Here is a 12238-nt window from a genome sequence, read left to right as displayed (position 1 = left end):
TACTGACAAATGTGACCTTTTAGAGTAGATTGGCGCACTTTTGTTTTATTCTTAGGGGGGATCGTTCGTCTCAAACGATCCTTATAAATATGACTGATCCTTGATCAACGATTAAGAGGATAACGCCGTTGACAGATATCTCTGGGACTCAATCCACAGCAAAACTGAAAAAAAATCTTGTGCTGTGGCATATTATCATTATTGGTCTAGCGTATATTCAGCCACTTACCTTATTTGATACCTTTGGTTTAGTGTCAGACGGAAGCCATGGACATGTTCCAACTTCTTATATTTTTGCGCTTGTTGCCATCCTTCTGACCTCTATCAGTTATGGTCATATGATCAAGCGCTACCCTTCGTCAGGGTCTGCTTATACCTATGCGCAAAAATCGATTCACCCAAATGTCGGCTTTATGGTTGGCTGGTCTTCTTGGTTAGATTATTTATTATCTCCACTCGTCAACATTATTTTGGCTGATATTTACTTAAGAGCCTTATTCCCAGATGTGAATAACTGGATCTGGGTCATTGCACTGACGGCAATTATGACTGTGATCAACTTGTTTGGTTCACGTTTTGTTGCTCGATTTAACAGTACCATTGTTGTGGTGCAACTTGCGATCATCTTCTATTTTGTTTATGAAGTTTACTTACTGTTAACTCAGGGTATTTACGCAGATGGTACCTTAAACCCAGATAAAGCTGAATTATGGTCACTTGCTCCATTCTGGAGTGAAATGACTGCAATTGGTGCGTTAATCGGTGGTGCAACGATTCTTTGTTTCTCTTTCACAGGTTTTGATGCGTTATCATCCCTTGCAGAAGAAACCAAAGATGCTGAAAAAACCTTACCAAAAGCAATTTTCTCTACAGCGTTGATCGCGGGTATTATCTTTATTTTTAGTACCTATTTTATTCAGCTATTTTTCCCAAGTAATGCCAATCTTTACTTTAATCCGCTGGATGAATCTCAACCTGTGATGCTTGAAGCACTTGGCAATGCAACCATTCTAACGGCAATTACAGGCATCGCATTTAAAAAGTTAGTATTGTATTTTGCGGTCATTGCTGTACTGGCTTCTGGTATTTCTGCACACGCTGGGGTATCCCGTTTGATGTATGTAATGGGTCGTGATGGCGTCATTAACAAAAAGATTTTTGGTCATATTAGTCCAAAATTACATACCCCGACTTATAATATTTTGATTGTCGGTGTTGTTGCGTTATCAGCAGGTTTTCTTGACCTTGAACATATTGTCAACTTAATTAGCTTTGGTGCTTTAACTGCCTTTAGTTTTGTGAATTTCTCCGTGATTTCACGTTACGCCTTACGCGATGGCAGAACAAAATCACTGAAAGAAATCATCAATTATGTGGTGATTCCGTCTCTTGGTTTTGCCAGCGTATTCTTGATGTGGTTAGAAATTGATGAAATGGCATTAAAACTCGGGCTTGCATGGGCTGTATTAGGTGTTGCCTATTTAGCCTATAAAACTCGTGGTTTCCGCTACCCTGCACCACAACACAATGAACATGAATAATTGATTATTGTGGGTGTAATCAAATAAGAAAGGCGCTTTATGCGCCTTTCTTATTTTAGTCATATCAACTGCAATTATGCTGCAATAAATTTTTCCGTTATCGCTTTGATTCGTTTTGCATATTGTTTTGCAGTCTCTAAATCACCGCTTGGAATCTCATCTGTACTGGCATCAGCAGGTGATTGAACCAATAAGCCTACAGAACCGCCTAAGCTGTTCACATCCTGACGTGTAGCGCTTTTAGTGTTTGATGGTGCCAAACCAAGACTGACCCAAATACCACCATGTTGTGAAGCCAAGGTATGTAAAGAAATTAACGTGACTTGCTTATCGCCATTTAAACTTGCGCTGTTGGTAAAACCACCGAAAATCTTGTCTGCCCATGCACGAGTAAACCAACGCTTAGAAGATGCATCTGCAAATTTTTTAAATTGCCAAGGCACACCGCCCATATAAGTTGGCGCACCAAATACGATTGCATCTGCGGCATCTAAAGTGTCCCAATCCTGATCTTGAATATTGCCCTCTTGATCCACTTCGATGAGCGTTGCCTGAATTTCATTGGCAAAAGTTTCTGCAATGACTTTGGTATGACCATAACCTGAATGATAAACAACAGCAATTTTTGACATGATAAGTCCTCTGATTGAGATGATAGGTATATTAATGTTTGATATAACTTGGAGGGGTTGCAGTTAGACCTTGTTTGAGTTGTTGGGTAGATTCCCCAACCAACACTTCAAAGGCATTTTGTTGAATTCCATCAAATACGTGTTGCGCCACTGTGTGTGGTGAAATTTTGGCAATATCGAGTGATTGGGTTAAATCTGTGTCGATAAAACCAACATGTACCCCCATCACATGAACATTGGCTTTAGCTAACCATTGCCGAGTTGAATTGGTAAATGACCATGCTGCTGCTTTAGAAATCGCATAACTGGCTAACATCGTGCTGGGTTCCCAAGACACATCCGATAAAATATTGACGATATAACTTTCAGCATGGCTTGCTAAAATTGGAGAGAATTGCTGAGTCGTATTGATCACACCATAAAGATTGGTGTCTAAAACCGTCCGTGTCACTGCTGCAATATTTGCGTCTACAGGACTTTCATTTAAGCGTGCAATACCTGCATTGTTGATTAATAGATTGACATCACCACATTCTGCAACAGCTTTTTGAATAGATACGGGATCTGTGACATCTACAACAATCGGAATAATACCCTGTTGATTAAAACCTTGAAGATTACGCATTCCTGCATAAACTTTCTTGGCACCACGTTGTATCGCTTGCTGGGCAAGTGCTAAACCTAGACCACGATTTGCACCCGTAATAAAAACGACCGCATCTGTTATTTTCATTAAAACCACGCTCATAAATATAAAAGGGTCGATCAACGCTATCAATCAGCAGAAGTTGTATTGATCTGATTAATTTATGATATACTTTTGAAATCTAGTATCAATTAGTTACTACGTGGTAACTGGTCATTTCTTGGTTATAACTTTCCAAATTGAGGTATAGATTGATGACTAATGCATTCAATTTTAATATTTTTCATCCAAATTGCCCGGCACGATCTTTTTTTGAAAAATTTGCAGATAAGTGGGTTTTGATGATTATTTATCGACTTCATCAGCACTCTCAACACTTCAATGAACTGAAAAAAAACTTAACTGGCATCTCACCTAAAGTACTTTCTCAGAAATTAAAAATTCTGGAAAGAGATGGATTTATCACCCGTACAATTCATGAGAACAATGTGATTCGTGTTGAATATGCATTAACCTCTCTAGGCTTTGAGTTTGCTCAAACTGCTTTATCATTTAAGCTCTGGGCTGAAGGCAATGTGCAACATGTCATTCGTGCTCAAAAACAATTTGATGCCATTCAAGCAAAAAATGAGCCAGCACTGCTACAAGAAGCCTAAACCTCAACACTCTAAATACGACCTATACTCAGCTCGCTATGTTGTAAGCATGATATCAGCTCAGCGTCATTTGAATAAAAACATAGCAAAGAGGACAAAATAATGAAAATTCCACTGCTCTTTATCCTAGCAATCCTCAGCCATAGCGCTTTTGCGTCCTATGAAAATTCTTGTGACTTAGAAGTTAAACTTTTAGAAAACGCGTCTACACGTACGCTATATATCAATAAAGATGGCTTAGGTGAAGTTGAGGAAACAACACTCAACATAAAAGGTATTGTAAAAAAAGCGCAAGCTGCTGGCCGAGCAGATAGTGGTTGTCAACACTATATCGGCAAAGTCTTAGAAGAAAATTTAAGAGATTTCCCGAATCGCTCTGAATTTAAAAAAGGACAAAAAATTAAACTGAATATCTTAATCACAGATTATAAAGGTATACCGAAATCTGAAACGGTGACCTATTTAGGACCCGATAAATAATTAGTCAGCTCTGCTATGAAATCAGTCCAATACACGCTTTGATCCTTGTACAAAGACACTTTGATACAATTTAAGCAGCAAAGAGTCATTACCTTTGCATGAATCATCAATTCGAATGCTATAAGTACAATGTACGCTCAGCTAAAAATTTTACCTGATGCAATACACTTAACATCTTATAAATAAAATATGTTAAATGGAAAAAATAATGAAAATACTATTCCTCTTTATCCTAACACTATGCAGCCATCGTGCATTTGCTTCTTATGAAAACTCTTGTGATTTGGTGGTCAAGCTTTTAGAGAATACCTCTACAAATACATTTCTTATTGACAGACTTGGTGATGGCCGATTTAAAAGTGAAACGTACCTTATTTCTTTTAAAGGCCTTGTAAAAAAAGCACAGGTTTCTGGTCGAGCAGATACGGGTTGTCAACACTATTTAGAAACAGTTATAGAGAATAGCTTCTTCTTAAACATTCGATATACAGCAAAGAAAGGGCAAAAAATTAAGATAAATATTCGGATTACTGATTTTAAAGGCAAATCCCAATCGGATGAGATCGCTTATACAACCATAACCACATTGCTCCTTCCAAAAAGGAAATTCTAAATTAATAAGAGTAAAAACCCATCTATGCGATGGGTTATGATTTTTATTTTAATTCTTTAAATCCTTGTTGACGCCATGCTTCATATAGAATCACTGCGGTGGCATTCGATAAATTCAGACTACGTGAATTCGGTGCCATAGGTAAACGAATCCAATGCGACTGAGGGAACATCATCCGGACATCTTCTGGTAAACCACGTGTTTCTGGCCCCATCAATAAAGCCACAGGCCGGTTTAAATCTGAGGTATGTGGTGTTTCAGTACCTTTGGTGGTTAAAGGATAAATCGCATCAAGATCAATCCCCTGCACCTTTAAATGTGCCAAACATTCAGCAAAATTTTCCCAAACTTTCATATGCGCCCATTCATGATAATCCAATCCTGCACGGCGCAACTTTTTATCATCCAGTTCAAAACCTAAAGGCTTGACTAAATGTAATTGTGCACCTGTATTGGCACATAAACGAATGATATTCCCTGTATTTGCAGGAATTTCAGGCTCGTATAAAACAACATGAATCACGGGAGATCTCTACTTATCAGAATACAACCTAAGTCCTTTAAAAAAGACCATGTCTGTTTTTTAAAAAAAAATTTAGGCAGATATTATTGCCACTGTAACTGTTCGCGTAAACTCACCACTTCACCAATAATGGTCAAAGTAGGCGCTTGAATATGGTTTTCTTCAACTTTTGATGCAATATCTGCCAAAGTTCCAACCACCACCTTTTGATCCGGGGTTGTCCCTTTGGAGATCAAAGCCACTGGCATATTTGGACGTTGACCATGTGATATTAGATTTTCACAAATTTTTTCTAGTCCCACCAAGCCCATATATAAAACCAATGTCTGATTTTCATAAACCAGCTCATTCCAAGGTAGCTCTGGTGAACCTTCTTTTAAATGTCCCGTCAAAAAACGGACGCTTTGTGCATAATCACGATGTGTAAGCGGAATCCCAGCATAAGCTGAGCACCCTGATGCGGCGGTAATGCCCGGAACAACTTGGAACGTAATATTGGCTGCAAAAAGCTCTTGAATTTCTTCACCACCGCGACCAAATATAAACGGATCACCACCTTTTAGACGGCAGACACGTTTGCCTTCGGTGGCATATTTGACCAGTAATGCATTAATCCCATCTTGTGGCACAGAATGATTTGAACGAGCTTTACCCACATAGATTTTTTCAGCATCACGGCGACACAACTCTAAAATCGCGGGGGACACCAAACGATCATAAATCACCACATCCGCTTGCTGCATCAGTCTAAGAGCTTTTAAGGTTAATAGCTCAGGATCACCTGGTCCTGCACCCACCAAATAAACTTCACCTTTTGGTTTTTGCCATTTTGTTAAAGCTTGTTCAATTAGACGATCCGCCTCTATGAGATTGTCATTAAACACCTGCTCTTTTAAAGGGCTGGCATATAAATCTTCCCAAAAGATTCGACGTTCATCAGAATTAGTAATCTGTTCTTTAACAGCTTTACGCCATTTCCCAGAAAAATCAGCAAGTTTACCCATTCCATGTGGAATAGACGCTTCAAGCTGAGTACGAATCTGGCGAGATAAAACAGGAGAAGCACCATTGGTGGCAATTGAAACCACCAGTGGTGAACGATCAATGATCGCAGGCACCATAAAGCGACAATGTGGAGGATCATCAACACTGTTGACCAACACATTTAAATCTTCACAAGCTTCAAAAACAGCTTGATTGACCGCTTTATCATTGGTTGCAGCAATCACCAAACGATAGCTACTTAGGCTAATTTGAGGATCAAATTTATCTGCATGATATTGCCCATGGGTTGAATGGACAATATCTAAAAGATTTTGCTCTATATCAGGTGCAACCACATGAATCACTGCACCTGCTTTTGCAAGTAATACTGCTTTGCGGTAAGCAATATGCCCACCACCCACAATCAGACAAGGTTGCCCTTGTAGTTTTAATGAAATTGGGAAAATTTCCACAGTGTTCCTCAAAAGTTCAAATCTGATTGTACTAAGCAATATTTATGCACAAAACTGAACCAAATATCGAGTTTTCGACATTTAGTCGATGAATGTTGCACCAGCCATGTACGGGCGTAACACTTCTGGCACTTCAATAGAGCCATCGGCACGTTGGTAGTTTTCCATCACAGCCAATAAAGTACGACCGACAGCTAAACCAGAACCATTCAAAGTATGTACCAGCTCAGTTTTCTTTTGGTCTGCACGATAACGCGCCATCATACGACGTGCTTGGAAATCGCCCATATTTGAACAAGAAGAAATCTCACGATATGTATTTTGGCTTGGTACCCAAACTTCTAAATCATAAGTTTTGCACGCACCAAAGCCCATATCACCACCACATAAAACGATTTTACGATATGGTAAGCCTAAAGCTTGTAAGATCCCTTCTGCATGACCTGTCAATGCTTCCAAAGCATCCATTGAGTCTTCAGGTTTTACGATTTGAACCATTTCAACTTTGTCGAATTGGTGTTGGCGGATCAAACCACGCGTATCACGACCATAAGAACCTGCCTCACTACGGAAACATGGTGTATGCGCAGCATATTTCAACGGTAAACGGTCAGCATCGATGATTTCATTACGGACAAAGTTCGTCACTGGAACTTCAGCGGTTGGAATCAAATAGTATTCTTTTTCGCCTTGTAATTTAAACAAATCTTCTTCAAATTTAGGCAGTTGACCTGTACCACGCAATGAGTCTGCATTGACAAGATAAGGGACATAAGCTTCGGTATAACCATTTTTCAAGGTATGGGTATCCAGCATGAACTGGGTCAATGCACGTTGTAAACGCGCCAATGGACCTTTCAATACGCTGAAACGTGTGCCCGTTAATTTGGTTGCAGTTTCAAACTCCAACCCACCCATCATTTCGCCAAGGTCAGTATGGTCTTTGATTTCGAAATCAAATTGACGTGGTGTGCCCCACTTTAAAACTTCAACATTATCACTTTCATCTTTCCCTTCTGGTACAGACTCATGTGGCATGTTTGGGATTGAGAGTAGTTTTGCTTCTAATTCAGCTTGAAGTTCATTCAATTCAACTTCAGCGGCTTTAATCTCATCACCAATCGCACCCATACGTGCCATGATTTCTGAAGCATCGCCACCAGATTTTTTGATTTGACCAACTTGTTTCGCACCCGAATTACGCTCTGCCTGTAAGTTTTCAGTTCTAGACTGAATTTCTTTACGGCGAGCTTCTAGTGATGCCCATTCTTCAACGTTGAGTTGTACACCACGTTTGGCTAAGGCTAAGTTTACAGCCTCGATATTATTTCTGATTAATTTCGGGTCGATCATAGTCAATCTAAAGGGTAAGAAAAAAACTGACTATAGTGTAAGCTCTTCACTGTAAAAAATACAGTGACAGAGCATTAGACATACATGAATTGTATGATTTGAAGACAATTAAGGTGTAACAGGTTTTTCTACAGTCGCTTCGACTTGAGGTAGACTTGGTAAATACTCAGCTTTAATCAAATCTTTTGCCACTTGATACGGCAGCTTTAACTCAGGCATACCTTCTGCATAAGACGTAAGTTCATATAATGGATAAACAAAAACCAGACCATTTACACCATAATAATAGTTATCGCTTAACTGCAATTTATCACGCGTAATATCTTTTTGAATCAACCAATTCGCATTGGCATCATAAAGCTGTTCAGCAACTTTTGCTTCGACGTTTGGTTTTAAAATATCAGTTAGGGCGAGGCGCTTTTGCGTGCTTAGATCGAATGTCACATATTCATTGTGATACATCCCATGAGCAGCACCTGCTGCATAGGTATAAGTCTGGATCACAAAAGTGGCTAAATTATTTTGTTGTGAAATAAAACGAACATAAATTGAATTTTGATTTAAGCCTTTAGGTGAAGATTGCGCTTCACTTTCAGCTTGAGCATGATTTTGATCTTTCTCAAATGCGCCTGGGACATCTTTTTTAATACGATTTAGAAAATACTCATCTAGCCAAGGCACATTACTTTTAACAGTTTGCAAATCATATTGCGTACAACCATCTTCATCACAAAACTGTTTTTTTACCACATTGACGCGTTCAACTTTGGCTTGAATCAGCGGTATTTGTGCGTGTTGAGTTGCTGTTGCAGCTTGTTCTGCTTGAGGTGCTGGCTTTTCTTGGCATGCGCTAACCATGAGCATACTGGATAAAAGAGATAAAAAAATCAGACCACTTTTAAAATTTACTTTCATTTCTATATCTTTAAAGCATATTTAGTAATAGCCCTATCATAAAACCAGAACCTTTAAATTAATATTCATAATTGTTAATTATTGAAATTTTGTTGTTTAAGCCTATGTGCTAACTCTTTTATTCAAATTAGCGCCAACATTGTCATTTTGATTGAAATCTACATTTGCATGGTTCTCAACCCAATTACAATGAAACCCCAGTGGTATATGTACGCCCAAATCAATTTCAGCTTGTGGCTGAATTTCCAATCCATTTACTTTTAAAATAACAGCTTTGGCTGCTTCTCCGTCCACATGATGTAAATAGGCCATCAAATAACCCTGCCCTTCTGCACTGTGTTCATGCTCAGCCACAAAAGTGACTTCACCAATTGCCCACTGCGTACCAAAATCATAACTCACAGATGTTTGCATTTCTAAATCATAAATATATAAATAATTGAACAATGCAGTTTCAGCAAAACCCAAAGTGTATAAATAGCGATATGCAACCCCAGTAAAACGCGCATCAATTTTCGGAAATTCTTGAACCCGAGAGTCGAGTACAGTTCTATGTAGCGTTTGTAAGCTTAAATCAATGCGCCAACGTTCTAACTGTGCATGTTGCAATTCATAAGCTGCGTGTTGGGAATGTTCAAAATCGTCCTGATGTACCAAAACATCTAAAATAATTCTATTTTCATGATCACGAAAAGCATTTGCTGCATGAAAAACAAAACACGGTTCAAGCTCAATCCACTGAATCTGTTCAGCATTTGCATATTTAGGCAATATTCCGATACGTGCTTGATGTTGTTTATTCCATTGATAGGGAACACTTGCGCCATGCAATAATCGAGTCATTGAAAAAGTAAGTGGAAAATCAAAAACCAAAACTTCTTGTTGTGTAATGAGACAATCATGAATCATGGGACCATGTTGTAATAAAATTTGCGTGACATGAATTAAATCGCCATGCTGATCAATCACTTGGTAATAGGCATTTTTACGATCTAAAGCATCATAACTAATTGCATGTAAGTGCCCTGTTTTAATATCTTTACGAGGATGTGCGGTAAACGGTAAATCAGCATCACTATTAAACAACTGATAACGTTCTGCATTTAATTCATCATCTAAGCAGATTGGAAACGCGCCAGCTTCAATCACCGCCCAAAGTTTTCCTGCATGTTTAAAAATGTTGGTATTTACAACATCATGTGCGCCACGGCGAAAGCCGCCTATTGAGGGACGTTGTTTATATTTCTGCACCGTATCTGTGGCCAGCATACTGCTTTTAAACCAGATTGCTTTACCCGCTTGTAATTTAAGCGCGTGAATCATTCCATGACCAAGATACCACTCAAATAATGTCGGCTTTGCGACATCAATCGGATTTGAGCCAATTCTTAACAATAAACCATTTAAATGTGGTGGGATAATTCCTGATATTTTTAAGGTGGTTATGATAATTTCTTCAACTGGCTGGTAAAGCTTCTGCTGATAAAGATTGACTTCTGTGTCACGACGATGCCGTCTTAAAAATCGCCCAATCATGCAGATTAACTTTTGCCTCAAAACATTCAAAAATGACTTTTGCGCAGTCATCTTTGGGTAATGTTTGAGTTTCAATTGTGTTTTGCGATACATATAGCATCTCAGTTTTTATATTCAAACCCTTGTTTGAGCATAGAATAATCTTGTATTGAAAGCCACTTTATTTGCTCGTAGCTATTATTCATCATTCGCCTGATCAACATGGCTAAGTCTATTGCTGTGTTCTGTTTAATCGGCATAAAAAAAGCAACCTTACGGTTGCTCTTCTATTCAATCAAAATCGCTTATTGATCAATAATGTCTGTGCCTTTAGGCGGCACAAAATTAAAGGTAGATGCAGGGATAGCGGCATTAACCTGTACATTGTTAAAACGCACAGTGGTTGTTTGACCCAAAGAATCTTGCAAGATCATTAAAGTCGGTGCATTTTTCGCCCCAAAACTAATCGTCAAGCTTTGGAAAGCACCATCTTTTTGTTTTGGATACAAGGTATAGTAAGTTTTACCTGCATTAGGCTGAGTAATACGATAAGCCTTTTGAATTTGCTCAGTATTACCACTGAGTAGTAATGCTGGTGTATTGGCAACCTGCTCATCTAAACTTTGGCGTACAGCCTGCTGTAAGTCTGGATCATAAATCCACACTGTACGACCTGCGGTCACAATAGTCTGTTTTGCGGGTGTCGTGGTTTCCCAATAGAATTTACCAGGACGTTCAACCTTCATTGTACCTTTAAAGGTTTGATTCATATGCTGAGCGGTTAAACCCTTTTTCTGTGCAACTTTACCTGTTTGAGTCGCTTTTGTGGTTTGCTCAAAATTTGCAGTAAAGCTTTTTACACCACTGAGTTGTTTAACCAGATTTGCGGTTGCTTGTTGCTCCGAAGCAGCAGTTGCTGCAAAAACTGTTGTGCTCATTACAGGTGCAAACAGCGCTGCACTTATAGCCACTACACCCATCGTTTTACGAAGCATATTCATATGTTCACCTTTTCTATGTCTGCACCTCAATTAAAATATTCAAATAATATTTGGCACAGAATGTAATTTATTAGATTGCTTATCTTAAACCAAATTGAGCCAGTAATAATTGAGAAAATAAGAAGTTTTGTATTGTTATTGGTGCAATATGTTGAAAATTATTCATCATGATGAAGATGGTTTTTTGTTGAATGCTAAAAAAAACTGATAAAAAAACCCGCAATAAAGCGGGCTTCTTTGCACCATTAAAGCTTACGCTTCAACAGATACATAGCGACGGCCAAATTGACCTTTCACTTCAAATTTGATTACGCCGTCAGCAGTAGCAAATAAAGTATGGTCACGACCCATACCAACATTTGTACCCGCGTGGAATTCTGTACCACGTTGACGAACGATAATGTTACCAGCAGTCACAGCTTGACCACCGTACATTTTAACACCTAACATTTTAGGATTCGAATCACGACCGTTTTTGGTCGAACCACCGGCTTTTTTAGTTGCCATGTCTATATACTCCTAGTGATTAACCTGCGATCGTAGTAATTTTCAACTCGGTAAACCATTGACGGTGACCTTGTTGTTTACGGTAGTGCTTACGACGACGCATTTTAACAATACGAATTTTGTCATGACGACCGTGACCAACCACTTCTGCAGTTACTTTTGCGCCAGCTACAACTGGAGCACCGATTTGAATGCTTTCGCCATTCACAACCATTAATACATCATCAAATGTAATAGTCGCGCCAGTTTCAGCTTTCAACAATTCTACTTTAAGGGTTTCACCCTCAACAACACGGTGCTGTTTACCACCGCTTTGGATTACTGCGTACATAATGTACTCCAACTTACCCGTGTCGTCGTGCCGATAAAGGAATATATCGATCTTAAGACGAACGCCAC

14 protein-coding genes are annotated in these 12238 nt (G+C 38.9%); 4 read left to right on the top strand and 10 right to left on the bottom strand.

The features are described from left to right. Positions 1–128: 128 nt before the first annotated feature. Positions 129–1541: an APC family permease gene (locus tag ACZ5QH_RS05270; protein WP_004722537.1), complete on the top strand. Its 1413-nt coding sequence runs from the start codon at positions 129–131 to the stop codon at positions 1539–1541. A 74-nt stretch (positions 1542–1615) separates the two neighbouring features. Here ACZ5QH_RS05270 and ACZ5QH_RS05265 read toward each other — a convergent pair whose 3' ends face one another. After that, positions 1616–2173: a flavodoxin family protein gene (locus tag ACZ5QH_RS05265; protein WP_303577923.1), complete on the bottom strand. Its 558-nt coding sequence runs from the start codon at positions 2171–2173 to the stop codon at positions 1616–1618. Between the two features lie 31 nt (positions 2174–2204). Next, the gene (locus ACZ5QH_RS05260) at positions 2205–2906 is read right to left on the bottom strand and encodes an SDR family NAD(P)-dependent oxidoreductase (RefSeq protein ID WP_004819581.1); all 702 of its coding nucleotides are present in this window, start codon (positions 2904–2906) and stop codon (positions 2205–2207) included. Positions 2907–3073: 167 nt separating this feature from the next. Between ACZ5QH_RS05260 and ACZ5QH_RS05255 the strand changes: the two genes are divergently transcribed. The 3 genes from ACZ5QH_RS05255 (at position 3074) to ACZ5QH_RS05245 (ending at position 4568) form a co-directional block, all read left to right on the top strand. Next, complete coding sequence (locus tag ACZ5QH_RS05255) at positions 3074–3475, top strand: winged helix-turn-helix transcriptional regulator (RefSeq protein WP_004722540.1); 402 nt, start codon at positions 3074–3076, stop codon at positions 3473–3475. 102 nt (positions 3476–3577) lie between these two features. Beyond that, positions 3578–3955, top strand: a complete 378-nt coding sequence (locus ACZ5QH_RS05250; RefSeq protein WP_303577922.1) for a hypothetical protein — start codon at positions 3578–3580, stop codon at positions 3953–3955. A gap of 208 nt (positions 3956–4163) precedes the next feature. Then, positions 4164–4568 carry a hypothetical protein gene (locus ACZ5QH_RS05245; protein WP_244015312.1) on the top strand — a complete coding sequence of 135 codons (405 nt, stop codon included), beginning with the start codon at positions 4164–4166 and terminating at the stop codon, positions 4566–4568. Positions 4569–4611: 43 nt separating this feature from the next. Here the strand turns inward: ACZ5QH_RS05245 and ACZ5QH_RS05240 are convergent, their stop codons facing one another. The 8 genes from ACZ5QH_RS05240 to rplU form a co-directional block, all read right to left on the bottom strand. Continuing rightward, positions 4612–5091 carry a tRNA (cytidine(34)-2'-O)-methyltransferase gene (locus ACZ5QH_RS05240; RefSeq protein WP_004819563.1) on the bottom strand — a complete coding sequence of 160 codons (480 nt, stop codon included), beginning with the start codon at positions 5089–5091 and terminating at the stop codon, positions 4612–4614. 83 nt (positions 5092–5174) lie between these two features. After that, positions 5175–6548 (bottom strand): siroheme synthase CysG, encoded by a 1374-nt coding sequence (gene cysG, locus ACZ5QH_RS05235; protein ID WP_303577921.1) that lies wholly within the window; start codon positions 6546–6548, stop codon positions 5175–5177. Between the two features lie 81 nt (positions 6549–6629). After that, complete coding sequence (gene serS, locus ACZ5QH_RS05230) at positions 6630–7901, bottom strand: serine--tRNA ligase (RefSeq protein ID WP_303577920.1); 1272 nt, start codon at positions 7899–7901, stop codon at positions 6630–6632. 108 nt (positions 7902–8009) lie between these two features. Further along, on the bottom strand, positions 8010–8816 hold the full coding sequence (locus ACZ5QH_RS05225) for an RsiV family protein (protein ID WP_270382742.1): 807 nt from the start codon (positions 8814–8816) through the stop codon (positions 8010–8012). Between the two features lie 102 nt (positions 8817–8918). Beyond that, entirely contained in the window at positions 8919–10445 is a 1527-nt protein-coding gene (locus ACZ5QH_RS05220) for a carotenoid oxygenase family protein (protein ID WP_303577919.1), read from the bottom strand. A 191-nt stretch (positions 10446–10636) separates the two neighbouring features. Next, positions 10637–11332, bottom strand: coding sequence for an outer membrane lipoprotein periplasmic chaperone LolA (gene lolA / locus ACZ5QH_RS05215; protein WP_303577918.1), 696 nt, complete (start codon positions 11330–11332; stop codon positions 10637–10639). Positions 11333–11584: 252 nt separating this feature from the next. Continuing rightward, positions 11585–11839: a 50S ribosomal protein L27 gene (rpmA, locus tag ACZ5QH_RS05210; RefSeq protein ID WP_004722560.1), complete on the bottom strand. Its 255-nt coding sequence runs from the start codon at positions 11837–11839 to the stop codon at positions 11585–11587. Between the two features lie 19 nt (positions 11840–11858). Next, on the bottom strand, positions 11859–12170 hold the full coding sequence (gene rplU / locus ACZ5QH_RS05205; protein ID WP_004722561.1) for a 50S ribosomal protein L21: 312 nt from the start codon (positions 12168–12170) through the stop codon (positions 11859–11861). Between the last annotated feature and the right edge of the window lie 68 nt (positions 12171–12238).

The organism is Acinetobacter sp. Ac8, from assembly GCF_055392545.1.
Note: the sequence above shows the minus strand (reverse complement) of the source record. Positions and strands in the feature narration are given on the sequence as shown.

Bases quoted from the DNA above. Each gene is read 5' to 3' on its own strand.
- ACZ5QH_RS05250 (WP_303577922.1), top strand. From the start codon at position 3,578: ATGAAAATTCCACTGCTCTTTATCCTAGCAATCCTCAGCCATAGCGCT.
- ACZ5QH_RS05220 (WP_303577919.1), bottom strand. From the start codon at position 10,445: ATGTATCGCAAAACACAATTGAAACTCAAACATTACCCAAAGATGACT.
- rpmA (WP_004722560.1), bottom strand. From the start codon at position 11,839: ATGGCAACTAAAAAAGCCGGTGGTTCGACCAAAAACGGTCGTGATTCG.
- lolA (WP_303577918.1), bottom strand. From the start codon at position 11,332: ATGAATATGCTTCGTAAAACGATGGGTGTAGTGGCTATAAGTGCAGCG.
- ACZ5QH_RS05225 (WP_270382742.1), bottom strand. From the start codon at position 8,816: ATGAAAGTAAATTTTAAAAGTGGTCTGATTTTTTTATCTCTTTTATCC.
- serS (WP_303577920.1), bottom strand. From the start codon at position 7,901: ATGATCGACCCGAAATTAATCAGAAATAATATCGAGGCTGTAAACTTA.
- ACZ5QH_RS05255 (WP_004722540.1), top strand. From the start codon at position 3,074: ATGACTAATGCATTCAATTTTAATATTTTTCATCCAAATTGCCCGGCA.
- ACZ5QH_RS05265 (WP_303577923.1), bottom strand. From the start codon at position 2,173: ATGTCAAAAATTGCTGTTGTTTATCATTCAGGTTATGGTCATACCAAA.
- ACZ5QH_RS05245 (WP_244015312.1), top strand. From the start codon at position 4,164: ATGAAAATACTATTCCTCTTTATCCTAACACTATGCAGCCATCGTGCA.
- ACZ5QH_RS05260 (WP_004819581.1), bottom strand. From the start codon at position 2,906: ATGAAAATAACAGATGCGGTCGTTTTTATTACGGGTGCAAATCGTGGT.
- rplU (WP_004722561.1), bottom strand. From the start codon at position 12,170: ATGTACGCAGTAATCCAAAGCGGTGGTAAACAGCACCGTGTTGTTGAG.